20 protein-coding genes, 1 other RNA gene and 1 pseudogene are annotated in these 25,564 nt (G+C 63.6%); 18 read left to right on the top strand and 4 right to left on the bottom strand.

Annotated elements, in window-relative coordinates:
• Positions 1-4 precede the first annotated feature (4 nt).
• A complete protein-coding gene (locus tag EPK82_RS16195) occupies positions 5-1,645 on the top strand; it encodes a cation:proton antiporter (RefSeq protein ID WP_134677275.1) in 1,641 nt (546 codons plus the stop codon).
• On the opposite strand, the gene EPK82_RS16190 is transcribed toward EPK82_RS16195, so the two are convergent.
• Positions 1,638-1,949: a TraR/DksA family transcriptional regulator gene (locus EPK82_RS16190; protein ID WP_037047077.1), complete on the bottom strand. Its 312-nt coding sequence runs from the start codon at positions 1,947-1,949 to the stop codon at positions 1,638-1,640. The genes EPK82_RS16195 and EPK82_RS16190 overlap by 8 nt on opposite strands.
• 166 nt (positions 1,950-2,115) lie before the next feature.
• On the opposite strand from EPK82_RS16190, the gene EPK82_RS16185 reads away from it, so the two are divergent.
• Positions 2,116-3,948 (top strand): Lnb N-terminal periplasmic domain-containing protein, encoded by a 1,833-nt coding sequence (locus tag EPK82_RS16185; RefSeq protein ID WP_455708952.1) that lies wholly within the window; start codon positions 2,116-2,118, stop codon positions 3,946-3,948.
• On the opposite strand, the gene rtcR is transcribed toward EPK82_RS16185, so the two are convergent.
• Entirely contained in the window at positions 3,942-5,543 is a 1,602-nt protein-coding gene (gene rtcR / locus EPK82_RS16180; RefSeq protein ID WP_134677271.1) for an RNA repair transcriptional activator RtcR, read from the bottom strand. The genes EPK82_RS16185 and rtcR overlap by 7 nt on opposite strands.
• A gap of 219 nt (positions 5,544-5,762) precedes the next feature.
• On the opposite strand from rtcR, the gene EPK82_RS16175 reads away from it, so the two are divergent.
• The 7 genes from EPK82_RS16175 to EPK82_RS16145 all read left to right on the top strand — a co-directional run bounded on the left by EPK82_RS16175 (position 5,763) and on the right by EPK82_RS16145 (position 13,622).
• Positions 5,763-7,313, top strand: a complete 1,551-nt coding sequence (locus EPK82_RS16175; RefSeq protein WP_134677269.1) for a vWA domain-containing protein — start codon at positions 5,763-5,765, stop codon at positions 7,311-7,313.
• A 678-nt stretch (positions 7,314-7,991) separates the two neighbouring features.
• On the top strand, positions 7,992-9,218 hold the full coding sequence (locus tag EPK82_RS16170) for an RtcB family protein (protein ID WP_134677267.1): 1,227 nt from the start codon (positions 7,992-7,994) through the stop codon (positions 9,216-9,218).
• Positions 9,219-9,222: 4 nt separating this feature from the next.
• Complete coding sequence (locus EPK82_RS16165; RefSeq protein WP_134677265.1) at positions 9,223-10,572, top strand: PBS lyase; 1,350 nt, start codon at positions 9,223-9,225, stop codon at positions 10,570-10,572.
• A gap of 20 nt (positions 10,573-10,592) precedes the next feature.
• Positions 10,593-11,387, top strand: a complete 795-nt coding sequence (locus EPK82_RS16160) for a nucleotidyltransferase domain-containing protein (protein WP_134677428.1) — start codon at positions 10,593-10,595, stop codon at positions 11,385-11,387.
• Entirely contained in the window at positions 11,384-12,277 is an 894-nt protein-coding gene (locus EPK82_RS16155) for a hypothetical protein (RefSeq protein WP_134677264.1), read from the top strand. The genes EPK82_RS16160 and EPK82_RS16155 overlap by 4 nt, the downstream gene beginning before the upstream one ends.
• The gene (gene rtcA / locus EPK82_RS16150; RefSeq protein ID WP_134677262.1) at positions 12,277-13,299 is read left to right on the top strand and encodes an RNA 3'-terminal phosphate cyclase; all 1,023 of its coding nucleotides are present in this window, start codon (positions 12,277-12,279) and stop codon (positions 13,297-13,299) included. The genes EPK82_RS16155 and rtcA overlap by 1 nt, the downstream gene beginning before the upstream one ends.
• 77 nt (positions 13,300-13,376) lie before the next feature.
• On the top strand, positions 13,377-13,622 hold the full coding sequence (locus EPK82_RS16145; RefSeq protein ID WP_037047057.1) for a hypothetical protein: 246 nt from the start codon (positions 13,377-13,379) through the stop codon (positions 13,620-13,622).
• Positions 13,623-13,649: 27 nt separating this feature from the next.
• Here EPK82_RS16145 and EPK82_RS16140 read toward each other — a convergent pair whose 3' ends face one another.
• The gene (locus EPK82_RS16140) at positions 13,650-16,565 is read right to left on the bottom strand and encodes a hybrid sensor histidine kinase/response regulator (protein WP_134677260.1); all 2,916 of its coding nucleotides are present in this window, start codon (positions 16,563-16,565) and stop codon (positions 13,650-13,652) included.
• Positions 16,566-16,695: 130 nt separating this feature from the next.
• On the opposite strand from EPK82_RS16140, the gene ssrA reads away from it, so the two are divergent.
• Positions 16,696-17,052, top strand: a transfer-messenger RNA (tmRNA) gene (gene ssrA, locus EPK82_RS16135).
• Positions 17,053-17,230: 178 nt separating this feature from the next.
• On the opposite strand, the gene EPK82_RS16130 is transcribed toward ssrA, so the two are convergent.
• Complete coding sequence (locus tag EPK82_RS16130) at positions 17,231-18,121, bottom strand: LysR substrate-binding domain-containing protein (RefSeq protein WP_134677258.1); 891 nt, start codon at positions 18,119-18,121, stop codon at positions 17,231-17,233.
• 112 nt (positions 18,122-18,233) lie between these two features.
• Between EPK82_RS16130 and phnD the strand changes: the two genes are divergently transcribed.
• The 8 genes and pseudogenes from phnD to EPK82_RS16090 form a co-directional block, all read left to right on the top strand.
• Positions 18,234-19,100 carry a phosphonate ABC transporter substrate-binding protein gene (gene phnD / locus EPK82_RS16125; protein WP_134677253.1) on the top strand — a complete coding sequence of 289 codons (867 nt, stop codon included), beginning with the start codon at positions 18,234-18,236 and terminating at the stop codon, positions 19,098-19,100.
• Positions 19,097-19,894, top strand: coding sequence for a phosphonate ABC transporter ATP-binding protein (gene phnC / locus EPK82_RS16120; protein WP_134677251.1), 798 nt, complete (start codon positions 19,097-19,099; stop codon positions 19,892-19,894). Before phnD ends, phnC begins: the two co-directional genes overlap by 4 nt.
• 1 nt (position 19,895) lies before the next feature.
• On the top strand, positions 19,896-20,714 hold the full coding sequence (gene phnE, locus EPK82_RS16115; protein WP_134677249.1) for a phosphonate ABC transporter, permease protein PhnE: 819 nt from the start codon (positions 19,896-19,898) through the stop codon (positions 20,712-20,714).
• A 228-nt stretch (positions 20,715-20,942) separates the two neighbouring features.
• Positions 20,943-22,034, top strand: coding sequence for an iron-containing alcohol dehydrogenase PsrA (gene psrA / locus EPK82_RS16110; RefSeq protein ID WP_134677247.1), 1,092 nt, complete (start codon positions 20,943-20,945; stop codon positions 22,032-22,034).
• A gap of 116 nt (positions 22,035-22,150) precedes the next feature.
• Positions 22,151-23,455, top strand: a complete 1,305-nt coding sequence (locus tag EPK82_RS16105; protein ID WP_134677245.1) for an MFS transporter — start codon at positions 22,151-22,153, stop codon at positions 23,453-23,455.
• A 40-nt stretch (positions 23,456-23,495) separates the two neighbouring features.
• A complete protein-coding gene (locus EPK82_RS16100) occupies positions 23,496-24,368 on the top strand; it encodes a LysR substrate-binding domain-containing protein (protein ID WP_134677243.1) in 873 nt (290 codons plus the stop codon).
• A gap of 70 nt (positions 24,369-24,438) precedes the next feature.
• Positions 24,439-25,266 carry a phosphonoacetaldehyde hydrolase gene (gene phnX, locus EPK82_RS16095; RefSeq protein ID WP_134677241.1) on the top strand — a complete coding sequence of 276 codons (828 nt, stop codon included), beginning with the start codon at positions 24,439-24,441 and terminating at the stop codon, positions 25,264-25,266.
• 144 nt (positions 25,267-25,410) lie between these two features.
• Positions 25,411-25,564: pseudogene (locus EPK82_RS16090) on the top strand (aldehyde dehydrogenase family protein); the annotation flags it as partial.

Genomic DNA, 25,564 nt, shown 5'->3' with positions numbered 1-25,564 from the left:
GCCTATGAGTGCCTTTCAGGAAATCGCCGCCCTGCTCAGCCTGTCCGCGCTGCTCGGCATGCTCGCCGTGAAGCTGCGCCAGCCGCTGATCATCGCCTACATCCTGGTCGGCATTCTCGCCGGCCCGGCGGTGATGAACCTGTCGGGCGATCACAGTTCCATCAGCCTGCTGTCGGAAATCGGCATCACCGTGCTGCTGTTCGTCGTCGGTCTCAAGCTGGACATGCACCTGGTACGCACCCTGGGTGCGGTGGCCCTGGCCACGGGCCTGGGGCAGCTGGCCTTCACCATCCTCGCCGGCCTGGCCCTGTGCCGCCTGCTGGGCCTGGACTGGACGAGCGCCGGCTACGTCGCCGTCGCGCTGACCTTCTCCAGCACCATCATCATCGTCAAGCTGCTGTCGGACAAAGGCGAGATCGACTCGCTGCACGGGCGCATCGCCATGGGTTTCCTCATCGTGCAGGACATCGCCGTGGTGCTGGCGATGCTGGTGATCAGCCTGTACCAGCCGGCCAGTGGCGAGCACACGGGCCTGTCACCGCTGGCCCTGATCGGCGCGCTGCTGGCCAGCCTGCTGGTGCTCTACCTGCTGATGCGCTTCGCCCTACCCCGCCTGCTGACCCCCATGGCCCGCTCCCCCGAGCTGCTGATGCTGGTGGCGATCGCCTGGGGCACGCTGCTGGCGGGCGGTGCCGAGGCACTTGGCCTGTCCAAGGAGCTGGGCGCGTTCATCGCCGGTTTCTGCCTGGCCTCCACGCCGCTGCGCGAGGCGATCGCCAGCCGCCTGACCAGCCTGCGCGACTTCCTCCTGCTGTTCTTCTTCCTGCACCTGGGCATCCAGCTGGACTTTTCCTACCTGCACCAGCAGATCGGCAGCGCCGTGCTGCTGTCGCTGTTCGTGCTGATCGGCAACCCCCTGATCGTCATGGCCATCATGGGCGCCATGGGCTACCGCAAGCGCACCGGTTTCATGGCCGGCCTGACGGTGGCGCAGATCAGCGAGTTCTCCATCATCTTCGTCGCCATGGGCATCAGCCTCGGCCACGTGGGCGGAGCGGCACTGGGACTGACGACCCTGGTGGGAATCATCACCATCACCCTGTCCACCTACATGATTCTCTACTCGCAACCGCTGTTCGAACGCCTGTCCCCCTGGCTCGGGATGTTCGAGCGAAAAGTCGCCCACCGCGAGAATGCCGAGGACAACGCCCCCGCCCAGGCACAGCCGGAAGTCATCGTCTACGGCCTCGGTCGCTACGGGCGCGAGCTGGCGCACCGCCTGCAGGAGGGTGGCCTGCGCGTGCTGGGCGTGGACTTCGACCCACAGGCGCTGGCCAGCGCCCGCCAGGCCGGCCTGGCCGTGTGCTACGGCGATGCCGAGGACGCCGACTTCATCGCCCACCTGCCCCTGCAGCAGGCCCGCGCGCTGGTCAGCACCATCCCCCAGCGCGAGGTCAACGCATTGCTGCTGCGCGCCGCGCGCAGTGCCGGCTTTCGCGGCAGCGTGACCCTCAGCGCCTTCCGCGAAGGCGACCTGGAAGCCTTCAATCGCGCCGGCGCGGCCAGCGTCCTGCAACCCTACATCGACGCCGCCGACTCGGCCGCCCGCCGTCTGCTGCAGGAGGTCGAAGCGCCGCTCAGTTGAACTCGGCGCAGTGCAGGCAGTACTCGGCGACCGGCATGGCGGCCAGGCGCGCCGCATCGATCGGCTCGCCACAGCACAGGCATTCGCCATAGCGCCCTTCGGCCAGCCGCTGCTGCGCCTGGCGCACCCGCACCAAGCCCTGCTCGGCCTCGGCCAGCAGGGCCTCCAGCACTTCATCGTTCTGCCGTTGCTGCGCCTGCTCGGCGAAATCGGCCGAATGGGTGCGCCCCAGATCTCGGCGAATCGCCTCGGCGCGGGTCGTATAGTCGCGCTGCAGCGCGTCCAGCACATCTCGATGAGCCATGAGCCCTGTCTCCTTGGGAGTGAGGAATCACCAGTGTGATCCGCCGCGCACGGCGCAAGACTGACGCCGATCAGCACTTGCGCGAAATGCGTTCATCGACTGCCTTGACACCCAGCGCATGGCTGACCAAAGCTCGGCCATCCTCATAAGCAGAAGAACAGTGCCCTTGAAACGGATATTCGCCGTCATCGCCCTGAGTCTCAGCCTGCCCTTGCATGCCGCCAGCCTCGAACGACTGGCTGACGATCCCTACTGGATCGCCCTGGGCCACTACGAAACCGGCAAACTCGGTGGCTGGCGCAGCTACGTCGACGACGACGATTTCTTTCTCGCGGAACACGGCGCCAGCGACCCGGCAGCCGAGCTCCAGGCGACCGTCAAGGCGCTGTACCAGCCCGCCGAGCTGGGCGACCGCCACCCGCAGTGCGTCTACCCGGCGCGTACGCGCTGGCTCAAGGCGCAGCTGCAACTGAACGACCTGCCCACCCCGGACTGCGCCGAGTACCGCACGTGGATCGCCGACGTGAACCCACACAGCACGGTGCTGGTGTTCCCGGCGGCCTACCTGAACAGCCCGTCGTCGATGTTCGGTCATACCCTGCTGCGCATCGACCAGCCCGACATCGACAGCCACAACACCGCCTTGCTCAGCTACGCGCTAAACTTCGGGGCCTTCATCGAAGGCAACGACAACAGCATCCTCTATGCCTGGCGCGGGCTGATGGGGGGTTACCCCGGCCTGTTCGCCCTGGTGCCGTACCGCGAGAAACTCAGCGAGTACAACCGCCTGGAGAACCGTGACCTGTGGGAGTACCGGCTCAACCTGACGCCGGAGGAAACCACGCGCATGGTCGAGCACGTCTGGGAACTCAAGCAGATCCGCTTCGACTACTTCTTCTTCGACGAGAACTGCTCCTACCGCCTGCTGGAACTGCTGGAAATCGCCCGCCCCGGCATCGAGCTGACCGAGCACTTCCCGCTCACCGCCATCCCCACCGACACCGTGCGCGCGGTCAAGGACGCCGGGCTGATCGAGCGCATCGACTATCGCCCGTCGCGTGAGCGCGAGCTGCTGGAGCGTGCCGCCCCGCTGGACGCCGACGAGCAGGCCTGGGTACTGCGCCTGAGCCAGGACCCGGCGCAACTGGACGACGCCGCCTTTACCGCCCTGCCCGCCGAGCGCCGCGCCTTGATGCAGGACGCAGCCTTCCGCCTGGTGCGCTACCACGCCAACGACGAAGAGCGCAGCAGCAACGCCCAGCGCAGCTTCCAGCTGCTCGGCGCCATCAGCCGCAATCCGCCGCCGGCACTGGACGTCGAGCGCCCACCGCTGCCCGAGGAAGGCCACGAATCGCGGACCTGGCAACTGGCCGGCGGCAGCCGTGACGATCGCGCCTTCGCCGAGTACGGCCTGCGCATGGCCTACCACGACCTGAACGACAACCTCGACGGTTTCCCGCTCGGCGCACAGATCGAGATTCTCCAGCTCAAGCTGCGTCAGTACGAGAACAACCACTGGCAGCTGCAGCGCCTGGACCTGGCCAACATCCGCTCGCTGACCCCGCGCAACGCCTTGCTGCAACCGCTCTCCTGGCAGGTCGGAGGCGGGCTGGAGCGGGTACTGGGTGAAGATGGCGATACTCCGCTGGTCGGTCATCTCAGTGGCGGTGCAGGCGCCAGCTGGCAACTGCACGACGACCTGCTCGGCTTCGCCCTCGGCACCGCGCGCCTGGAATACAACGAGGACTTCGCCGCCGTCATCGCCCCCGCGCTGGGCTTCAACACCGGCCTGCTCTGGCGCAACCCCATGGGCAACCTGACCCTGGAGGCGGCTGGCGACTACTTCCACAACGGAGAGGTGCGCCGCCGCCTGTCACTCAACCAGCAGTGGGAAGTCTCGCGCAACCTCGGCCTGCGCCTGAGCGCCCAGCGTGAGTTCAGCCAACTCGCCAGCCCGGTCAACGAGGTGCAGCTGGAGCTGCGCTGGTATCACTACTGACGCAGCGCCTGCCAATCCAGGCCGAAGCGCGCCAGGTACTTGCGCAGACGGTCGGCATCGTTGGGTTGCGCCTTGGCCAGGCGTGATACCTGATACAGGCGTCTGCCCGCTTCCGACAGGCTGTCGGCCTGGCGGCACACCTCGATCACCGCCTGCAGCTGCAGACGGTCGAACAGATCGAGGCCGGCAGCCTGCTCCCCGAGCAGGTCGCCCAGCGCGTCCTGCTGCTGGGCCAGCCCCCAGGCCCGCCGCAGCCGCGTGATTTCCTCCTCGACCTGCGCCTCGTCGATACGCCCGCTGTCGGCCAGGGTGGCCATGCGCGTGATCGAGGCCGACAGCTCGCGGAAGTTGCCCTGCCAGGCCGCCTCGCCCGAGCTGGCAAACGCCAGGTAGCGGCGCCGTGCCTCCAGGTTGAAGCGCACCATGCGCCCCTGCTCGCGAGCATGACGCTCCAGCTCGAAGTCGATGTTCGGTTCGATGTCCTCACGCCGCCCGGCCAGGCCCGGCAGCTCGAAGGTCCACAGGTTGATGCGGGCGTAGAGGTCCTCACGGAACAGGCCCTCGGCGACCCGCGTACGCAGGTCGCGGTGCGTGCCGGCGATCAGCAGAAAGTCGCTGCTTACCTCCTTGTCCGAGCCCATCGGGAAGAAGCGTTTTTCCTCGATGGCCTTGAGCAGCATGGCCTGCTCGTCGAGACCCAGCTCGCCGATCTCGTCGAGGAACAGCATGCCGCCATCGGCCGCGCGCAGCAGGCCATCGCGGGCATTCTGCGCACCGGTGAAGGCGCCCTTGATATGGCCGAACAGCGCCGACATCGCGCCGTCGCCGCGCAAGGTGGCGCAGTTGACCTCGACGAAGCGGCCCTCGACCAGATGGCGACTGCGCTTGAGCTCGTACACGCGGCGAGCGAGGAACGACTTGCCGGCACCGGTCGGGCCGATCAGCAGCATCGGCGCCGATGAGCGCAACGCGACCCGTTCGATCTGCTCGATGCTGCGGTTGAAGGCGTCATTGCGCGTGGCGATGCCGGACTTGAGGAAGGCCAGGCTTTCCAGGCGTTTGCTCTGAAAGCGCGAGGCGATGCGGTCATAGCGCGACAGGTCGAGGTCGATCAGTGCATGGGTGCCGGTGACCTGCGCCGCCTCATCACGCTTGCGCGCCGGTGAGGTCTGCACCAGGCGCGCCGGCAGATAACGCGCCTCGGTCAGCAGGAACCAGCAGATCTGGGCCACGTGGGTACCGGTGGTGATGTGCACCAGGTAGTCCTCGTGCTCGGTATCGAAGGCATAACCACTGGTGAAGTCATGCAGTGCGCCATACACCTCCTCGAAATCCCAGGGGTTGCGCAGGTGCATCGGCTGCAGACGCACCTCGGTCTCCGGGGAAATCTGCTGGATGTCGGCGCGGATACGCTCGGCCAGGCTGAGGTCGCGTGCATCGGTACCGTGAATCAGCTCCAGGCGATCGATCAGCAGATCGGCCTGCTGACACAGACCGATGCTCGGCCGCCACTTGTTCCAGCGGTTGGCGCCCTTGCCGACCCGATCCAGGGTCGCGCCGATGAAACCGATGGCGACCGTGCGCTTGCCATTCATATCCGCCGTCCCAGAAACTATCCAAAAAGATAAACAACGATATCATCAGATATGAAAATTGCAGAACGCGCTGTCGAAAGCTTTTCCCTTACGGGCAATAAAATAAAATTAAATCTTTATAAATCAATTAGTTGAAAATTAATCACAGCCAACCAACAAAACCTGGCACAGCCGCTGCAATAGTCCTGGCACAACGGATAAACACAGCGAGACGCCACGATGGCCAACTTCAATCTGTTCAACACCCGGGCCGCGCAACTGCCGGCCAGCGACACCCTGAATCAGCAGCAGGCACCGGCTTATGCCTACACGCCCAAGCACAAGCTGGCTCAGCTCGCCGTCACCGGCTGCCTGAACCAGACCTTCTACGCCGATGCTGAAACGCAGCTGGCCGAAGTGCTGAAGCTGGTCGCCGAACTCGACGCCCGCTACGTGGCCAAGGCCGCACTGTACGCCCGCAAGAAAGGCCACATGAAAGACATGCCGGCCCTGCTGCTGGCAGCCCTGGCCGCCCAGCGCTCGAGCCTGGTGCCGGCGCTGTTCGAGCAGGTGGTGGACAACGGCAAGATGCTGAGCACCTTCGTGCAGATCCTGCGCAGCGGCGTGACCGGACGCAAATCGCTCGGCTCGCAGCCCAAGCGCCTGGTGCAGAACTGGCTGAACGCGGCCAGCGAACGCCAGCTGCTGCAGGCGGCGATCGGCAACCAGCCGTCACTGGCGGACGTGGTGAAGATGGTTCACCCCAAGCCGAGCGAAGCCTGGCGCGAAGCCTTCTTCGCCTGGCTGATCGGCAAGCCGGCCGATGCCGCCGCCCTGCCGCCGCTGACCCGTGCCCTGCTGGCCTTCCGCAGCGGCGCCAGCAGCGAGCTGCCGGACGTGCCGTTCCAGCTGCTCGGCAACGAGACGCTGAACGCCGAGCAATGGGCTGAGCTGGCCGGACGCATGGGCTGGCAGGCTCTGCGCATGAACCTCAACACCCTGCTGCGCCATGGCGCACTGGCGGTCGAGGGTTGCGCAGAGCGGGTCGCAAAGCGCCTGGCTGACACCGAAGCCGTGGCCAAGGCACGGGTTTACCCGTACCAGCTGCTGGCCGCCTACCGCATGACCGGCGACGGTGTGCCGCTGGCCGTGCGCGAGGCGCTGCAGGATGCCCTGGAGCTGTCGCTGGCCAACGTGCCGGCGCTGAGCGGCCATGTGGTGGTGTGCCCGGACGTGTCCGGCTCGATGCACAGCCCCGTGACCGGCTACCGCCAGGGCGCGACCACAGCGGTGCGCTGCATCGATGTCGCGGCGCTGGTGGCCGCGGCCATCCTGCGCAAGCAACCGCGTGCTCAGGTACTGCCGTTCGAGAACAAGGTGGTGAAGGTGGCGCTCAACCCGCGTGACAGCGTGATGAGCAACGCGCAGAAGCTGGCGGCGGTCGGCGGTGGCGGCACCAGCTGCTCCGCGCCGCTCAAGCAACTGGCCGACGCCAAGGCCAAGGTGGACACACTGGTTCTGGTTTCCGACAACGAATCCTGGATCGACGCCCGCCGCCATGGTGCCACCGAAACCCTGCGGCAGTGGGAACGGATCAAGCACATCAACCCGCAAGCGCGGCTGATCTGCATCGATCTGCAGCCCTACGGCACCACGCAGGCGGCGGACCGCAAGGACATCCTGAATGTCGGCGGCTTCAGCGACGCGGTGTTCGATGTGCTGGCACAGTTCGCCAGCGGCCGCTTCGGCGCCGGCCACTGGGTCGACGCCATCGAGCAGATGGAGTTATGACAACGCGCCCGGCCCATTGCGGCCGGGCACACAGATCAACGATTTCGAGCGCATTCGAATGCCGATGGGACTACATCCAAGACGTCTCATCACACCCTTGTCGACTGCGCACGAAGGCACGAATGCCAGTGGCTGTACATTGGTTATGCCGGGTTCGATACCGGCCCGTGGCAACACGGAACAGTCACTCATCTTGTCGTGCCACCTGATTCAGAGTTTTGCGACGAATGCCGGTGGAACTACACCCTTCCACGGTCGAGATGCGGGTTCGAATCCCGTCGACTCCATCACTGCGGGGTCGTAGTTCAATGGCAGAACACGAAAACGTTTCACCACACCTTGTCGTCGCATCTTTTTTGGCCCGCCACGGCGGGCCGGCAGCGAATGCCACGGGTACTACATTGGGTCGCGGGTTCGAATCCCGCCAGCCGCAAGGCTGTAGCTCAGCCGGTAGAGCAAATGTGCCCGTTATCTCGTCGCTGCGCGGAGGCCCGGCCTCCACTTTTTTGACTGACCCGGCGAATGCCGGTGGAACTACAGAACGTGAAGGTTGCGGGTTCGACTCCCGCCCCGGCAACGGGTAGCTCAATGGGATAGAGCAGCGCGCATGTTTCACCACCTCTAGTCGCCGCACTGCACACACGCCGGATGACCGGCACGAATGACGAGTGAATGACGATGCAAACCAAGACTTACAACCTGCTGGAAGTGGCCAACGGCAAGCCGATCAAGCTGTGGACGCAAGGCGTCCCGGTCGAGGAGGACGCCAAGCAGCAGTTGATGAATACGGCGAAGATGCCGTTCATCTTCAAGCACCTGGCGGTGATGCCGGATGTGCACCTGGGTAAGGGCTCGACCATCGGCAGCGTGATCCCCACGGTCGGCGCGATCATCCCGGCGGCCGTTGGTGTGGATATCGGTTGCGGCATGATCGCCGCGCGCACCACGCTGATGGCCCACGACCTGCCGGATAACCTGGCCGGCCTGCGCGCTGCCATCGAGAAGGCCGTGCCGCACGGCCGTACTTCCGGGCGCGGCGCCCGCGATAAAGGTGCCTGGGAGAACGTGCCGGAGCTGACCGACCACGCCTGGTCGGCGCTGAGCGAGCGCTTCAAGCTGATCACCGACAAGCACCCGAAGCTGGAGAAGACCAACAACCGCAAACACCTGGGAACCCTGGGAACCGGCAACCACTTCATCGAGGTCTGCCTGGATGAAGCCAACCGCGTGTGGTTCATGTTGCACAGCGGATCACGCGGCGTAGGTAACGCCATCGGTAACCTGTTCATCGAACTGGCCCAGGCCGATATGCGTCAGCACATCGCCAACCTGCCGCACCGCGACCTGGCCTACTTCGAAGAAGGCAGCCAGCACTTCAACGACTACGTGGAAGCCGTGGGCTGGGCGCAGGACTTCGCCAAGCAGAACCGCGCACTGATGATGCACGCGGTGATCGCGGCGGCACGAGGCGTGATCAGCAAGCCGTTCGATGTGGCGCTGGAAGCGGTGAACTGCCACCACAACTACGTGCAGAAGGAGCGCCACTTCGGTGAAGAGGTGCTGGTAACGCGAAAAGGTGCGGTGTCGGCGAAGAAGGGTGAGCTGGGGATCATCCCCGGCTCCATGGGGGCCAAGAGCTTCATCGTGCGCGGCCTGGGGAACGAGGAAGCGTTCTGCTCCTGCAGCCACGGCGCCGGCCGAACCATGAGCCGTACCAAGGCGAAGAAGCTGTTCACCGTGGACGACCAGATCAAGGCCACGGCTCACGTCGAATGCCGAAAGGACGCCGACGTGATCGACGAAATCCCGATGGCCTACAAGGACATCGACCAGGTAATGGACGCCCAGCGCGAGCTGGTGGAAGTGATGCATACCCTGCGACAGGTGGTATGCGTGAAAGGATAGGAAAATGAAGTACCTGAACGACTGGCTGGAGCGGCTGAAAAGCCGCGCCCCGGCCGCAGATTACGGGGAGAACTGGCGCCTGCAGGAAGCGCAGAGCGCCCTGCGCCAGGGCCAGGGCCACGCAGAGGGCGACTGGGCAAGACTGAGCTGCCACCGCAATGGCCTGGTGCGCGAGGCCGCCGTACGCGAACTCGGCGAGCAACCCTCGCCCGAGGCGTTGACGGCGCTGCTCGAACGCCTCAACGACTGGGTGCCGCAGATACGTACCCTGGCCAAGGCGGCGCTGCAGTGCTACCTCACCAGCGGGCACGCCGCCGAGTTGCTGTACGCCCTGCCCCAGCTGATGGCACTGGCCGGGCGCCAGCGTGACGACCATGCTCCGACCCTGGCCGCCGCCCGCCTGGCACTGCAGGCCGACTCGGTGCGCAGCCAGGTGGAAGCCGCCTTCGCCAGCAGCCAGGGGCAGGCGGCGCGTTTTCTCTTCGCGCTGCTGCTCGAAGTCAGCGACAACCCTGCCCGGCTGCTGGAGCGAGCCCTGGCACACCGCGAAATGACCGTGCGCCAGCAAGCGGTGCTGGCCTGCCAGGCTCTGCCGGATGAACAGGCCGTCGCACTGTTGCAAGAAGCCCTGCACACACCTGGCGCCAGCGTACGGGTAAAGGCCATGCATGCCCTGCTGCAGCGCCTCGACGACCCACGCGAACTGCTGCGTCGTGCACTGCTCGATGCCTCGCCCGCCATGCGCAGTCTGGCGCTCTGGGCGGCGCCGCGCTGGCAACTGGACGCCCGCCAGGTACTGAGCGGCCGTCTGCAACAAGCGCTGCCAGAGAGCAAGCGCGAGTGGCTCATGGTCCTCGGCCTGGCCGCCGACCTGGATACGCGCCTGGCGGACGACTGGCTGCAAGCCGCTCTGCGCGCCCCGCAAAGCAGCGTGCGCCTGGCCGCCGTCAGCGCCCTCGGCGACACACAGTTGAACGAGCAACTGGCCGCTCTCGATGACCCGGCAGACAAGGTCTTCGCCATGGCCGTGCGCAGACTCAGCCAGCAGCCCTGGTCAGCGATGGCCGAGGCACTGGATGCCCGCCTCGACCGCCAGCAGCTATCGCCCGCGCGCCACAGTGCGCTGATGCACCTGCGCCCGCGCTGGCAGCAACTGGCTTACCTGCTGCGCCGCCTGGACAGCCGCGAGGCTGACCAGCACTGGCTGGAGCAGATCGCCCAGTGGTGCCAGCGGCAAGGGCTGATGGTCGACCCGAGCACAGGCCGAGAGGAACGCATGCAACTGCTGGAGCGATTGCAAACACTGGAACAGCACGGCCAGCTGCCGCCAGGTTGCTACGCACGCCTGGCATGAAGGACAGAAGGATGAAAGAAATGAACCTGCAACAGCGCCATCCGCTCAGCGACACCATGCGCGCGCGGGTGCTGGAAGAACTTGAGCGCATAGAACGCGAGCGCAACGTCAAGGTGCTGTATGCCTGCGAGTCGGGCAGCCGCGCCTGGGGCTTCGCCTCGCCCGACAGCGACTACGACGTACGCTTCGTCTACGTGGAAAAACCGGACTGGTTCGTCCAGGTCGACACACCGCGCGATGTGATCGAGCGGCCGCTGGACGACGAGTTGGACGTCAGCGGCTGGGAGCTGCGCAAGACCCTCGGCCTGCTGCGCAAATCCAACCCGACGCTGCTGGAATGGCTCGACTCACCGCTGGTGTATCGCCAGGAAGACGACGCCACGGCGCGCCTGCGCGAACTGGCCGAGCTGTTCTACAACCCGCCGGCGGCGCGTCATCACTACCTGTCGATGGCCAGGAAGAATTTCCGCGGCTACCTGCAGGACGAGACGGTGCGCTTCAAGAAGTACTTCTACGTGCTGCGCCCGCTGCTTGCCGTACGCTGGATCGACCAGGGCCGCGGCCGCCCGCCGATGACCTTCGCCGACCTGCTGCAGACGGTGGACGACCGCGCCCTGCTGGCGGAAGTCGACGAGTTGCTGGCGCTCAAGCGCAGTGCTGACGAGTCGGCCTATGGCCCACGTCGCCCGGCCCTGCATGCGTTTATCGAAGCGCAGCTGGAAGGACCGGTGCCGTCGTTGCCACGAACACACACCGACTCTGGGTGCCTGGATGATTTCTTGCGCGACTGCGTATGGAGCTATGCCTCGAGATGAACGCTCGAAATAATGGCAGTCACTCCAGACGACAACGCTCCAAGTGCAGCCTGTCGCTCAAAATCGCCAGAAACGCGCCCATCGCCGTGCTGCTGCGTCGTGGACCTACGGGTTGGGTACAGATGATCCGCTGGGATCTGCGTACCGACAGTTTTACCGAGGGCCAATGGTTCAAAGGGCGCATCTACGCGGAGTTGAGCAACCTCTCGCCCGACGGAGAGTTGCTGCTCTATTCCGCCAGGAAAACCAACGCTTGGACGCTATTCCGAGCGGATGGCGTAGGTGATACCTGGACAGCTATCAGCCGCCCACCGTACTTCACAGCCTTGGGCCTATGGCCCAATGGCTGCTGGGATGGAGGTGGCCTGTTCAACGAGCTGCGCTCCGTGAAACTCGGCCTGCCCTTTCCCAAGGCCCAGAACTCATTTACGCAGGACCGCTTGAAAGTCACTGGTACACAGGAACACCTACACCAGCCGCTGTCCCTGCAAATCGCCTTGCAAGAAGGCTGGCAGCCACTGAACCAATCGCCGGAAAGCCTTAACGACTACCACTGGCAATTGAATACGCACCTGGGTAAGGAAATTGGTCAGGGCGCGGTGCGCATCACCCGTAGCGTCCGTCAAGGCAAACATTGGAAGCTGCACAAACGTTTCACCGTCAGCAATGTACATAACCAGTGGGATCTGGGTGAAGTCGATTTAGTGGACTTCGACACCCGAGGCAGACTGATTCTCAGCACAGATGGCCGCCTGATGGTTTGTGACTCACCAACCGAGCCGGAACTGCAATGGCGCGAGCTGGCAAATTTTGCCCATAACAAACCGCAGCCTCTCCCGCCGCCAGACTGGGCCAAAGAGTGGCCACCTGTAAGCAACAGAGAAGAATAATGAACACGGATTTCCTCGAACTGGACGGCGCCATCGGTGGCGGCCAGATTCTGCGCAGCGCGCTGAGCCTGTCGATGCTCACCGGCCAGCCGTTTCGCATCCACAACATCCGCGCCAAGCGCAGCCGGCCGGGCTTGCTGCGCCAGCATCTGACCGCAGTGAATGCCGCCGCGCAGATCTGCTCGGCCAACACCTGCGGTGTCGAACTTGGCTCGCAGAGCCTGAGCTTCGTACCGGGGCCGATTCGCGGTGGCGATTACCGTTTCGCCATCGGCACTGCCGGCAGCTGCAGCCTGGTGCTGCAGACGCTGCTGCCCGCCCTGCTGCAGGCCGACGCACCGAGCCGCATCCACCTCAGCGGCGGCACGCACAACCCGCTGGCACCGCCTTTCGAATTTCTCGCGCACAGCTGGCTGCCGCTGCTGCAGCGCATGGGTGCACAGGTCGAAATGCAGCTGCTGCGTCATGGCTTCGTGCCGGCCGGCGGCGGTGAACTGGCCCTGCAGATCACCCCTGGCACCCTGCAACCGCTGCACCTGAGCGGCCCCGGCGAACGCCTCGGCCAGCAGGCACGGGCACTGCTGGCCGACGTGCCGGGACATGTGGCCGAGCGCGAACTGGCGCGGGTCGGCAAGCGCCTGAAATGGCCGGCCGAAGACCTCAAGGGGGTGTGGCTGGAGCGAGACATCGGCCCCGGCAACATACTGCTGCTGGAGGTCACCTGCAGTGATGTCACCGCCGTGTTCAGCAGCGTCGGACAGACCAGCGTGCGCGCCGAACAGGTGGCCGACCAGGCCATCGAACAGGCGCGCACCTGGCTCGGCAGCGGCGCCGCCGTCGAGGAGCACCTGGCCGACCAGTTGTTGCTGCCACTGGCCATGGCAGGTGCCGGCAGTTTCACCACGCCACACGTCAGCGAACACCTGAGCAGCAACATCGAGGTCATCCAGCGCTTCCTGGATATCGATATCCGCTGCTGCAAGTCGGAGCGCAACGTGCAAGTACAGGTGCTACGACGCTGACCGCGTTGCGTCGACAATCAGCCACTGGCCCAGGCTCTCCTATACTGAGATTCCCGCCCCCTTCCAGGAGAGCCATCATGCGCCGTACGCTCATGTTTCTCGTCGCTGCACTGATCAGCCTGCCGCTCTGGGCCATGCACTGCCCTCAGGACATGGCCAAGATCGATGCCCTGTTGCAAAGCGAACCGCCGACCGACCCCGAGGTACTGGCCAAGGTGAAGGAGTTGCGCGCCGAGGGCGAAGCCCTGCACAAGGCGGGTGATCACGCCGAGTCGGTCAAGGTGCTGGGCGAAGCGCTGGACCTGCTGTCCGCCAGCGAGTGACACCCCTGGGCGCGATGCTTGAGCCTGCTAGAAACCGCTGTATAGCAGGCTCAACGCCAACTGACGCACTTCCTGCAGGTCCACCGGTTTGCTCAGGCAGGCCGCGGCGCCACGCGCCCGGGCGTCCTCGAACAGCCGCTCATCGGCCACCGCACTGATCACGATCACCGGTATGTTGCGCAACCTCGGTTCCAGGCGCATGGCATCCAGCACGTCCAGGCCACTGCCGTCCGGCAGGTCGATATCCAGCAGCAGCAGCGCCGGCTCGCTCTCCTGCAATACGGCCAACGCACTCTTGCAGGAGCTGACGCCGCGAACCTCGGCGAACTCCCGCAACGAGGCCTGCAGAATCCGCATGCAGGCCGGGTGATCTTCGACGCACAACACCTGAACCAGACTCTGCACGGTCTGAGGCGCGGCCTCATGGCTCTCGTCGCCCAGCGCGTCCGGGCTGGCCGCGCTGGGCAGGTCGAGCCAGAAGCAGCTGCCGACGCCCGGCTCGCTGCGCAGGCCGATCTCGCCATCCATCAGGGTGGCCAGCTCGCGGCAGAGCACCAGCCCGATACCGGTACCGGGAATGTTCGAGCTCTCACGCCCCAGTCGCTGGAACGGCTGGAACAGTTGCGCCTGCTGTTCGCTCGACAACCCCGGGCCGGTGTCATCGACCCACAGCCGCACGCAGTCGGCGCGCACCTCGTACCCCATGCGAATCATCCCGCGCGGGCTGTTGTACTTGATCGCATTGGAGAGCAGGTTGAGCAGAATCTGCCGTACGCGCCGCGGGTCGCCCTGCACGAACAGGGGCGGGTCCGCCGGTTCCATGACCTGCAGGTGCAGCTGTTTCTGCTGCACCTCCGGCTGCACCAGCTCGGCACAGCCACTGAGCAGCGTACCGATGTCGATCGCCTGCAGCTGCAGCTGCTGACGCCGGCTCTCGATACTGGACAGGTCGAGAATGTCGTCGACCAGCGAGGTGAGATGGCGACTGGCGCTGACGATTTCCCGCGAATAGTCGGTCTCCAGGCGGGCATCCGCCTTGTCCTGCGCCTCCATCTCGATCAGTTGGGCAAAACCGTGGATGGCGTTGAGCGGCGTGCGCAGCTCATGGCTCATGCTCGACAGGAAGCGACTCTTGGCCTGGCTGGCCGCAAGCGCCTCCAGGCTGGCATGCCGCAACTCCTCCTGAACCTGCTTGAGCCGGGTGATATCGACGTGCGTACCCGCGATGCGCAGCGGCCAGCCGCTCTCGTCCCGGGCCAGGACCTTGCCCCGGCTGAGCAGCCAGAGGTATTCGCCACGGCAGTCCAGGTAGCGGTATTCGGCATCGAAATGCTCATCGCCATTGTCGGCGAACTGCTTGCGCAAGTGCCGCAGGCGCTCGAGGTCATCCGGGTGCACACGCTGGTTGAACTCGCTCAGCGTCAGGTGCGTGCCACCCAGGCCGAAGCGGCGAACGAAGCGCTCGCTGAGCTCGATGGTCAGGGCCCGGCTATCGATTTCCCAGAGGCTTTCCGTGGTGCTGTCGAGCACCAGCTGCAGGATGCTCTGGGCTTCGAGCCGCTCCTGCTCGCTGGCCTTGAGCTGCTTGCCGGCCCGCTGCATGGCATCGGCGAGGCGCCGCACTTCATGGATGTGGCTGTCCGGCGCGACGGGCAGATCCCTGCCCTCACCCAGGCGGGTCGCCATGTCGACGATGCCGGAGATGGGCTTGGCCAACTGATCGCTCAGATGCCGCGAACGCAGCCACATCAGTGCGAAGAACAACAGATAGAAGGCCAGCAGCCCGGCGATCAGCAGGTAGCCGATCTGCATGTAACGCTCGGACAACTGGTTGGTATCGTGAAACACCTGCTCCTCGTCCACCACCAGTAACAGGCGCCAGCCGGTCTGCGGAATCTCGCTCCAGGCCACCAGCTGGTTGCGCCCGCCCAGCAAGACCTCCTGCACGCCACCTGGGCCCTCGCTCATCGCCTCCAGCAGCGGCGCCATGCCCTCACGCTTGACCAGGTTGAAATCCTCGGGCTTGAGCACCTCGCGGCGCACCGCCTCCTCGTAGGAGTACTGGGTCAGCTCGCGCAGGCCGAAGTCCAGCTCACCCGCCTCGGGGAGCGCCATGATGTTGTAGTCATGGCTGACCAGCATCGCATAGCCCCGCCAGGGCACGTTGAGCTCGGCGATCTCGCTCAGCACCTGGCCGACCGTGACATCCAGCCCTACGACACCTTCGAGAAAGCTCTCGCGGTAGACCGGGGCGATGACCGACATCGTCCAGCCCAGGCCCGCCGGGTCCAGGTACACGTCGGTCCATACCACCTTGCGCTCGGGGTTGTGCTTGGCGTCGGCAAGGTAATAGAAGTTGTAATCGGGTATCACCATGTCGTGGGGATACTGCGCCGGCGTGTCGAACCAGGGATAGATACGGTTGTAGCTGTCCCAGCTGTTGAAATACAGCGCCGCCACCAGCGGGTTGGCGTGCCGGATCGAACGCATCAGCGGGTCCACCTGCGACAGACGCATGACCTTGGCGTGGTCCTGTTGCGCCAACGGCGTGCTGTTGGCGTAGAACGAAGCAGCCCGACCATCGTCACTGCGGGTATAGAACACCCCGGAGTCGGTCAGCGCATGGCGCGCCCGTTCGAGGTCATCGGCCTGGAAACGGCTATCGAGCAGCGCATCATGCGTCGCATCGCGATAGACCTGCAGCAGCGACTCGATGGAGCGCAGGCGACCATCGATGATCTGCCCTTCGCGCAACGCGGCGCTGGCCAGGTCCTTGACCGCCGTTTCCTGCAGGTGGCTGATCTGCGCATCACGAATGGCCTGATTGCTCAGCAGGTACACCGCAATCAGCACCGACTCCACCAGAATCAGCGGGATCAGCGCGCTTTGCACGAACGCTCGCCAGATCCACTGACGCAGAGGGTGGCGGCTAGAACTCGGCATTGCGGCTCCTTTCCATGGGCAGGCAGGCGGATGCGGGAGGCCATCATAGCGTCCTGAGATGGAATCCGCAGTCGACGCCGAGGAACCTTTACCGTACACTCCGCGTCGTAGATGTAACCACGAAGGTTTTGGGGCCGATTAGGATTCGACGCCGGTAGCGAAACTTGAGGGGCATGCCGAGTAGGTGACAGTTCTCGTAAATCCGCTGCCACAATTTGATAGTTGCCAACGACGACAACTACGCCCTGGCCGCCTAAGGGCGCCAGCTGACCCTAGGGGATGCCTGTAAACCCGAAGATCTGGTCAGTCATATAGAACAGGATCGCCGCCAAGTTCGCTGCAGACGTAACGGCTAAAACTCATGCAGCTCGCTCCAAGCACCCTGCCACTCGGGCGGCGCGGAGTTAACTCAGTAGAGATGGCTAAGCATGTAGAACCGATAGCGGAGAGCTGGCGGACGGGGGTTCAAATCCCCCCGGCTCCACCAAATAAACCCCTGATTTTCCTAGAGAAAGCCAGGGGTTTTCTTTTAGTGTCGAAGATGCGTCGAAGCGTTAAACGAAGTTGATGGCTGCCGAGGCCAAGGACGACCTGACGACCTGCATGCCAACGATCACCGCAAACATCAATGATCGCGCCGGACTCGCGGGACAGCCCCGGGACCTCTAGTAGCTTGCTGCCCCTCTACGTCGTTGCCGAGCTTCATCAGCACAGGTCAGGAAAGCGTCCACCAACTGACTGCTGCGGCGCTCGGCTAGACAATAGAGGTAAGTCTCGGTGTAAACCGGATCGCCCTCGATGCGTATAGCCCGTAATTCCTCTCCAGGAATAAACTCTGCCTCTGATACCACACCCAGGCCAATACCTCGAACAACTGCTTCGCGCAGGGCTTCGCGGCTACCGATCGTCATCACCATGCGCGGGGTCACGTCATGCTCTGCGATGACTTTCTCGAAGGCCAGTCGCGTTGTAGAACCCTGCTCTCTACGCAGCATCCGTTGGCCCTGCAGGGCCTGAATCGGAATGCACTCACGATCTGCCAAGGGATGGTCGTGGCGGGCAAAGACGATCACCGGGTGCCTGGCATAGAGCGTTGCGTGGTAAGCATGGTCGTCATGCAAGCCAGCCAGCACACCGACATCGATTACATAATTGTCCAGATCGGCCAGCACTGAGGCGGAGTTACCGACACGGATCGACAAGTCGATCTGTGGGTAGCTGCGACTGAAGGTGTCGACCATCTCGATGACATGAAATGGCCCAACGGCCCCGAGGCGCAACTGGCCACGTACCAGCGTTCCACAATCGCGCAACAGACCATCGGCTTCACTTTCCAGAGCCAGCAACTGCTGGGCGATGGGCAGTAGCTGGCGCCCCACGCTGGAGAGTTCGGCGCGGCGACCACGGCGGTGGAAGAGTTCAAGGTTGTGCTGCCGCTCCAGGGCTTGTACCTGGGTGGTGACGGTCGGCTGACTGAGCCCGAGGGAACGTGCCCCCGCACTGAAACTGCCATGCCGAGCGACGGCGAGAAAGGCGCGAAGCTTGCTGTTGGCCATCTATAGAATTACTCAATACTTTTCAGTCGAAGGCCATATTGAATCGATAGTGTGACCGTCACATTACAGGCCTAGCTTAAGCGGCATTCCAACCAACGAAACCGGGAATGCCATGAAGACTCTTCGCCAACTGTTATGTGTCGCCAGCGTGTCTCTGCCGCTGTTTGCCAGTCCCCACCTGCAGGCCGAGACGGCTCTCAGCATCGGCCTGATTCCGTCCGAGGACTCCCAGTCGATGATCGAGAGCAGTCAGCTCGTGCTCGATCAGTTGCAGTCGCAGTTGGGCATGCCCGTCAAACCGTTCGTGGCCACCGACTACAACGGCGTGATCGAAGCACTGCGTTCAAAGAAACTGGATGTCGCCTATCTGGGTCCATTCTCCTATGTGCTGGCAAACCAGATCGCCGATGCAGAGGCCTTTGCCGTTGCGGTCACCAAGAAGACTGGCAAGAGTGCCTACCGCAGCCTGATCGTGGCCCGTGCCGACAGCGGCATCCATTCGCTGGCCGACCTCAACGGCCACACCTTTGCCTTCGTCGATCCCAGCTCCACCTCCGGTCATCTGTTTCCCAAGGCTGGTATCGAGCAGGCTGGATACGCCCCGGACAAGCTGTTCTCCCGCGTGATCTTCTCCGGCTCGCATGACGCCAGCATTCTGGCCGTGATCAACCGCAAGGTCGACGCCGCCGCCGTGGCAGACCGCATTCTCAACTCCGCCATCAGCTCGGGGCAGGTCAAGCAGGACGACCTGAAGATTGTCTGGAGCTCGAACGACATCCCTGAGTCACCAATGGTCTGGCGCAAGGATCTAGATCCGGCATTGAAGCAGAAACTGGTCACTGCCCTGGCCAACGTCAAAAACGTGCCCTGGGGTGATCAGGGAATGCTCGACGGCTTCCAGCCAACCACCGACAACGCCTACAACGTGGTACGTGACACCGCCAAGGTGCTCGATCTCGACCTGAGCAAGATGAAATGATCAAGGTCCGCCAACTCACCAAGCACTACGGTGACAACCCCGTCCTCTGCGGTATCGACCTGCATGTCGGCGCTGGCGAGTTCGTTGTCGTGCTCGGCCAGTCCGGTGCAGGCAAGTCCACCTTGCTGCGCTGCATGAATCGCCTGGCCCAAGCCGATGGAGGCGAACTAGAGGTGGCAGGTATCGATGCGATGCAGGTACGTGACGAACGCGATCTGCATAGACAGGTCGCTATGATCTTCCAGCACCACAATGTGGTTCGGCGCCTCTCGGTACTGAAGAACGTGCTCAGCGGGCGACTGGGGTCTGTCTCGACCTTGACCTCTGTGCTTCAGCTGTTCAGCAACCACGATGTCGAACTAGCACGCGAGTGCCTGCGCCGAGTAGATCTGCTACACAAGGCCGGTGCCCGTACGGACTCCCTGTCGGGCGGGCAGATGCAGCGTGTGGGCATTGCCCGCGCACTTGCTCAACAACCCAGAGTAATTCTCGCCGACGAGCCCGTGGCCAGTCTCGACCCGAAGACCGCACGCCTGGTCATGCAGTACCTGCGTGATGCCAGCCGCGAGTTGGGCATCACGGTGGTATGTAACCTCCATCAGGTGGACTTGGCCCGTGAGTTTGGCGATCGAATCATCGGTCTGGCTCACGGCCGTCTGGTCTACGACGGCAGTGCCGATGGTCTGGACGAACCAGTCTTGCAGCGTATCTACCCCGCCCCCGAAGAGTGTCCCGACGCGGCGTCTGAAGCCTGTGTACCACATCCACACTACGCCAATGGTCTGGGAGGCTGACATGCGTGCACACAACTATCGCTGGATGGTGAATACGCCCGAAAACCTGCGCGGCTGGCTCGCCAGCTCCGCTCTGATCTTGGCCCTGATCACCATGCTCCACTGGAGCGCTGGCGGCGCACAGCTGAGCTGGGGTGAGCTGGCCGCCGGCTTGCCGCAGATCGGTGACTTCCTCTCACGTTCGGTGCCTCCGGACCTGGACATCCTTTCCAGGCTGGTTGCTCCAGCGCTGGAGACTATCCAGATTGCCATCTGGGGCACCCTGCTGGGCATCATTTTCGCCGTGCCACTGGCCTTTCTCGCCGCACGCAACCTGCACAGCAATCGCTGGCTCTACCAGGGCACCCGGCAGACGCTGAACGTGATCCGCAGCATCAACGAACTGATCCTGGCGCTGATTTTCGTCTCCGCCGTCGGCCTTGGCCCGTTCCCTGGCGTACTGGCGCTCGCAGTACATGGTGTCGGCATGCTGGGCAAGTTCTTCGCCGAGAGTATCGAGGAGATCGATCAGGGGCCGATCGAGGCGCTGCGCGCTACCGGCGCCAGACCGTTGCAAGTGATCGTGTTCGGCGTGCTGCCGCAGGTGATCACTGCCTGGATCGCGGTGATCCTCTACCGCTTCGAGGTCAACCTGCGCTCGGCCACCGTATTGGGAATGGTCGGCGCCGGCGGTCTGGGCTTCGAACTGGTCAGCAGCCTGAAGCTGTTCAAGTACCAGGAAACCGCCACCTGCATCATCGTCATTACCCTGATGGTGATAGCCGCCGACATGCTGTCCAGCCGCTTGCGCAGCAGTATCCAGCAAGGCGGCAGGCACTGAGCCCGCCGCCGATACAAGCTCTTCCCTTAGCTGAGGCCAGCCGAGGCTCTGTACCGGCTACCGCCTCAGGCATCCCCGAATTTCTGGAGTACCCGAACGGTGACCCACGATATCGCTGCGCCCTCATCTATCGGCCCCGCCGATCCATACCTTGAATCAATCGATTTGAGCGTCGCTATGGTGGCAGAGACTATGGCCCCACGTTCAAACAACAATAAAGGAAGTGCCATGCCTGCCCAGTTCCATAACCCGGTCGCTACCTATTTTGGCGGCGGCAGCCTGAGCCAGATCACCACCCTTACCGAAGGCCAGACCGTGGCCTTGGTGATCTTCCCCGAAGCCCGTGGCCTGGGCCTGGTCGACAAGATCCAGGCTCTGTTGGGCGATCGCCTGGTGCATATCGTCGAAGATGTGCAACCCAACCCCGATGTCGCCCAGCTATGCACGACCTATGAGCGCTTCTGGCAGCAGGCAGCAGGCTGCGAGACCGTGCTCGCGGTCGGCGGCGGCAGCGCCATCGACACCGCCAAGGCGCTGATGGTCGGCACCACCTCCGGCAGTTTCAGAGAGTTGCTGAGCCTGCTGGCCAGCGGCAAACAGTTCACCCCGCCGCGCTGCAAGTCGCTGATCGCCGTACCGACCACCGCCGGCACCGGCAGCGAAGTGACGCCCTGGGCGACCATCTGGGATGCCGCCCAGCAGAAGAAGTACTCCTTACACCTGTCCTGCACCTGGCCGACTGCCGCCATCGTCGACCCGGAGCTGATGCTGACGGTACCGGCCGGCGTCACCGTGTCTACCGGCCTGGACGCCCTGTCGCACGCACTGGAAGCGATCTGGAACGTCAACGCCAACCCGATTTCCGACACTTTCGCCATCTCTGCCATCGAGGACATCCTCGAATGCCTACCCCGACTGCGCCAGGACCTGTCGAGCCGTGACCTTCGCTCGCGCATGGCATTGGCCGCATTGAAGGCGGGGATGGCCTTTTCCAACACCAAGACCGCACTGGCGCACTCCATCTCCTATGAGATGACCCTGCGCCACGGCCTGCCCCACGGCATCGCCTGTTCCTTCACCCTGCCCTATGTACTGGGCCTGGCCTGGGGACGCGATGCCACGCGGGATCAGACGCTGCAACGAGTCTTCGGTACCGATCTGGGCCTGGCCCAGAAGCGCCTGCGAGAGTTCCTGCATAGCCTCGACGTCAAGACCGAGTTCACGGATTACGGGGTGACGGAGAGTGAGGCACAGGAGATGATCCTCTACGCCATGCAGGGTGCTCGCGGCAAGAACTTCATCGGTTCGCAAGCCGCCTGAAAGCCGCTTCCAATGCTGGGCGCCCACTTGCGGACGCCTGTTTCCTGTAGCACCAGAAAAGAGTGCCGTCCTTCCGGCTAAGTGTCCGGAGGGAGCGTAACAAGAAGGAAAAGATCATGAGCCGTTCCCAATCCCTGTCTGGTATTGCTTTACCTGCTACACCGTCTTTTCGTTTCGCCCAATGGCGCATGCTATTGGCGGCGATGTTCTGTTACCTGTTCTTCTACACCGGCCGGCAAACTTTCGGTTTCGCCATTCCGGGCATGCAGGCCGAGTTCGGCCTGAGCAAGGAAACCCTCGGTTGGATCTCCGCCGCCATGCTGTGGTGTTACGCAATCGGCCAGGCCATCAACGGCAACCTCGCTGACAAGTTCGGGGGCCGACGCATCATGAGCCTGGGCGCAGTGTTGTCCTGTGGCGCCAACTGGGTTACCAGCTTCGCCACCGGTTTCTTCAGCCTGATCCTGCCCTGGGGCCTCAACGGCTATTTGCAAGCGCTGGGCTGGGCACCTGGCAGTCGCGTGCTGTCCAACTGGTGGGGCGTGCACGAACGCGGCAAGGTGTACGGCTTCTATGTCTTCGCTGCCGGCTGCGCGTCGATCCTCTCCTACGTCACCTCGGTGGTAGTCCTCGAGGTCCTGCAGCTCGAATGGCGCTGGATTTTCCGTCTGCCGGTACTGCTGATGCTCGCGGGTGGAATCATGTTCTTCTTTGTCGCTCGGGAGCGCCCGCAGGACCTCGGCTTCGAGCCGCTGGCCGACACGGGCGTGGCCAATGCTGAGGACAAGGGTCAGGAAGCGGCCTCCGGTGAAGTAGAAACCTCGGCCCAGCGCTACAAGGCCGTACTGAAGAACTTCCGCCTGATCATTGCTGCGGTCTCACTGGGCTTCCAGAATGCGGCGCGCTACGGCCTGATAGTCTGGGTACCGGTGCACTTCCTAGGTGCCGACTGGAAAAGTGGCGGCGCTGACGCCTGGATCGATCCGAAGTGGATCACCATCGCCTTGCCCGTTGGTATGGCGGTCGGCGCCCTGAGCAATGGCTGGGTGTCCGACAAGCTGTTCGGCTCCAAGCGCTACAAGGCGATCATGCTGTACATGATTCTCGGCGCCGCCACCAGCCTGTGGATGTGGAGCCTGCCAGCACACAGCGCCATCGGCCTTATCGCCCTGTTTCTTTGCGGCTTCTTCGTCTACGGCCCGGCGTCGAGCTTCTGGGCACTGTGTCCGGACCTCGTGGGCGCCAAACGAGCGGGTACGGCAACCGGGGTGATGAACTTCTCGTCCTACCTGTTCGCCGGTCTGGCAGAGCCGCTGATCGGCAGCATGCTCGACAGCACCGGCAACACCTCGTTGATCTTCGTGGTCGTGGCTTCGGCTTGTGCATGCAGTGCGCTGGTCGCCCTGTTCGTGCGTCGTTGACCTAGGCTGAAACGGCCCAGAATCAAGATCGAGAAACACTATGTACCAGTACCACAAATGGCTTCGCTCCTTTCACGCGGTCGCGCGTACCGGCAGCTTCACTCAGGCTGCCGAGTACCTGAGCGTCGGCCAGCCGACCGTCAGCGAGCAGGTTAGCGCGCTTGAGAACATGTTCTCCGTCGAGCTGTTCCACCGCCGCGGTCGCTACATCGAGATGAGTGACGCCGGGCATCAGCTGTACGCGATCACTCAGGGCCTGTTCGGCCAGGAAGACGAAGCCGTGCAACTGTTACAAAGCTTCCGCCAGCGCAAGGCAGGGATGCTGCGCCTGGGGGCCGTTTCACCACCTATCGCCATGAACCTGACCTACGAGTTGATGCAACAGTACCCGGACGTCGAACTGGAGACCTCGTTCTCCTCCGAAGTCGACACCCTGGAGCGGCTGTACAACTTCGATATCGACGTGGCCATTCTGGCACTATCCGGACTGGATCAACGCCTGCACACCCGCCTGTATCGCCGCTATCCGATCATCGCCGTGGTGCGCGACGACCATCCCTGGGCCACTCAGGAGCAGGTACGTGTCGAACAGCTTCGCGGCGAGCGACTGGTTCTGCGCGAGCGTGCATCACGCACCCGGCAGTTGGTCGAGGATGGAGCTCAACAACTCGACATTGAACTCGACTGCGTGATGCAGCTCAACAGCCGCGAAGCCATCGTCCACGCCATCGCCCAAGGCATCGGTATCGGTTTTGTCTCTGCAGTCGAGTACGCCGAAACACCTGGAACCAGGCCGGTTACCTTCGTCGACCACCCGTTCCACATCGACTATCACCTGTGCTGCCTGGCCATCCGCAAGAACCGGCCAATGATCGCCGAGCTGTTAGCCAACGGCCCACCTCCAACAACATGACTGCATCGTTAACCCACAGCCGCCCCATAGGACGGTTAGCACCTCATCGCCCTCGAAACGGAGAAACACCATGAACTACCAGCAACCTACCCACCTGCAAGCCGTCATCCTCGACTGGGCCGGCACCGTCGTCGACTTTGGCTCCTTTGCTCCTACGCAGATCTTCGTCGAAGCCTTTGCCGAGTTCGGCGTCCAGGTCAGCCTGGATGAAGCTCGCGGCCCAATGGGCATGGGCAAGTGGGATCATATTCGCACTCTGTGCAACGTCCCGGAAATTGCCGAGCGTTACCGTGCCGCGTTTGGTCATCCGCCGACCGACGATGACGTAACCGCTATCTACGAGCGCTTCATGCCGCTGCAAATCGAGAAGATCGCCGACCACTCGGCGCTCATTCCCGGTGCACTCGAGGCCATTGCCACCTTACGTGACAAAGGCCTGAAGATCGGCACCTGCTCCGGCTACCCGGCCGTGGTGATGGCCAAGGTGGTCGACCTGGCGCGCGACAACGGCTATGTCCCGGACCACGTCGTCGCCACCGACGAAGTGCCCAATGGCCGCCCCTACCCGGCGCAATCACTGGCCAACGTGATCGCCCTCGGCATCAGCGATGTGGCCGCCTGCGTGAAGGTCGACGACACCTGGCCAGGCATCCTCGAAGGTCGCAGCGCCGGCATGTGGACCGTGGCGCTGACCTGCTCCGGCAACGCCCTCGGCCTGACCTTTGACCAATACAAGGCGCTGCCGCAGGACAAACTGGAGCAGGAGCGCAAGCGTATCGGCCAGATGTTCGAAGGCTCGCGCCCGCACTACCTAATTGACACCATTGCCGAGCTGCCAGCCGTGATCGACGATATCAACGCCCGCCTGGCTCGCGGAGAAACCCCACAAAGTGCCTGAAATACGCGCCCTGGGGCAGCCCCTAGGGCGTGCGACAGCGCTGCCCACCCGGGCAGCGCGTTATGGGGCAGATATCTGCAGCTAGTCCCGATACCGCCCGTCCCGACCGTTCACGGCCGGCCAACAATAAGAGAGGACCGCACTATGATTTACGCGAAACCGGGTACAGCAGGCGCCGTCGTCACCCTCAAGCCGCGCTACGGCAACTACATCGGTGGTGAATTCGTCGCCCCGCTCAGCGGCCAGTACTTCAGCAACACCAGCCCGGTCGACGGCTCGGTGATCGCCGAATTCCCCC

The sequence above is a fragment of the Ectopseudomonas khazarica genome (assembly GCF_004521985.1).
Classification (GTDB): Bacteria; Pseudomonadota; Gammaproteobacteria; order Pseudomonadales; family Pseudomonadaceae; genus Aquipseudomonas; species Aquipseudomonas khazarica.
Note: the sequence above shows the minus strand (reverse complement) of the source record. Positions and strands in the feature narration are given on the sequence as shown.

What these genes read in the sequence shown, in the direction of transcription:
- EPK82_RS16195 (WP_134677275.1), top strand. Translation starts at nt 5, where the DNA reads ATGAGTGCCTTTCAGGAAATCGCCGCCCTGCTCAGCCTGTCCGCGCTG.
- EPK82_RS16190 (WP_037047077.1), bottom strand. Translation starts at nt 1,949, where the DNA reads ATGGCTCATCGAGATGTGCTGGACGCGCTGCAGCGCGACTATACGACC.
- rtcR (WP_134677271.1), bottom strand. Translation starts at nt 5,543, where the DNA reads ATGAATGGCAAGCGCACGGTCGCCATCGGTTTCATCGGCGCGACCCTG.
- EPK82_RS16175 (WP_134677269.1), top strand. Translation starts at nt 5,763, where the DNA reads ATGGCCAACTTCAATCTGTTCAACACCCGGGCCGCGCAACTGCCGGCC.
- EPK82_RS16170 (WP_134677267.1), top strand. Translation starts at nt 7,992, where the DNA reads ATGCAAACCAAGACTTACAACCTGCTGGAAGTGGCCAACGGCAAGCCG.
- EPK82_RS16165 (WP_134677265.1), top strand. Translation starts at nt 9,223, where the DNA reads ATGAAGTACCTGAACGACTGGCTGGAGCGGCTGAAAAGCCGCGCCCCG.
- EPK82_RS16160 (WP_134677428.1), top strand. Translation starts at nt 10,593, where the DNA reads ATGAACCTGCAACAGCGCCATCCGCTCAGCGACACCATGCGCGCGCGG.
- EPK82_RS16155 (WP_134677264.1), top strand. Translation starts at nt 11,384, where the DNA reads ATGAACGCTCGAAATAATGGCAGTCACTCCAGACGACAACGCTCCAAG.
- rtcA (WP_134677262.1), top strand. Translation starts at nt 12,277, where the DNA reads ATGAACACGGATTTCCTCGAACTGGACGGCGCCATCGGTGGCGGCCAG.
- EPK82_RS16145 (WP_037047057.1), top strand. Translation starts at nt 13,377, where the DNA reads ATGCGCCGTACGCTCATGTTTCTCGTCGCTGCACTGATCAGCCTGCCG.
- EPK82_RS16140 (WP_134677260.1), bottom strand. Translation starts at nt 16,565, where the DNA reads ATGCCGAGTTCTAGCCGCCACCCTCTGCGTCAGTGGATCTGGCGAGCG.
- EPK82_RS16130 (WP_134677258.1), bottom strand. Translation starts at nt 18,121, where the DNA reads ATGGCCAACAGCAAGCTTCGCGCCTTTCTCGCCGTCGCTCGGCATGGC.
- phnD (WP_134677253.1), top strand. Translation starts at nt 18,234, where the DNA reads ATGAAGACTCTTCGCCAACTGTTATGTGTCGCCAGCGTGTCTCTGCCG.
- phnC (WP_134677251.1), top strand. Translation starts at nt 19,097, where the DNA reads ATGATCAAGGTCCGCCAACTCACCAAGCACTACGGTGACAACCCCGTC.
- phnE (WP_134677249.1), top strand. Translation starts at nt 19,896, where the DNA reads ATGCGTGCACACAACTATCGCTGGATGGTGAATACGCCCGAAAACCTG.
- psrA (WP_134677247.1), top strand. Translation starts at nt 20,943, where the DNA reads ATGCCTGCCCAGTTCCATAACCCGGTCGCTACCTATTTTGGCGGCGGC.
- EPK82_RS16105 (WP_134677245.1), top strand. Translation starts at nt 22,151, where the DNA reads ATGAGCCGTTCCCAATCCCTGTCTGGTATTGCTTTACCTGCTACACCG.
- EPK82_RS16100 (WP_134677243.1), top strand. Translation starts at nt 23,496, where the DNA reads ATGTACCAGTACCACAAATGGCTTCGCTCCTTTCACGCGGTCGCGCGT.
- phnX (WP_134677241.1), top strand. Translation starts at nt 24,439, where the DNA reads ATGAACTACCAGCAACCTACCCACCTGCAAGCCGTCATCCTCGACTGG.